1 rRNA gene is annotated in these 237 nt (G+C 48.9%); it reads right to left on the bottom strand.

The window, feature by feature from the left end:
• Nucleotides 1-148 precede the first annotated feature (148 nt).
• Nucleotides 149-237 (bottom strand): 16S ribosomal RNA (locus LMC10_RS01100); the annotation flags it as partial.

Genomic DNA, 237 nt, shown 5'->3' with positions numbered 1-237 from the left:
CCATCGACCTCACGCTTATCAGGCGTGCGCTCTAAACCAGCTGAGCTATAGGCCCAAATAAGCGTCTTATAGGTTAAAGTTTTAAGAGGTAAACCTCTCAAAACTAAACAAAGTTTCTCCGATGTGTAGGTTCCGTTTTATTCCTTAGAAAGGAGGTGATCCAGCCGCAGGTTCTCCTACGGCTACCTTGTTACGACTTCACCCCAGTCATCTGTCCCGCCTTAGGCGGCTCCCTCC

This window comes from Limosilactobacillus reuteri subsp. simiae (assembly GCF_020784875.1).
GTDB classification, from domain to species: Bacteria; Bacillota; Bacilli; order Lactobacillales; family Lactobacillaceae; genus Limosilactobacillus; species Limosilactobacillus reuteri_H.
Note: the sequence above shows the minus strand (reverse complement) of the source record. Positions and strands in the feature narration are given on the sequence as shown.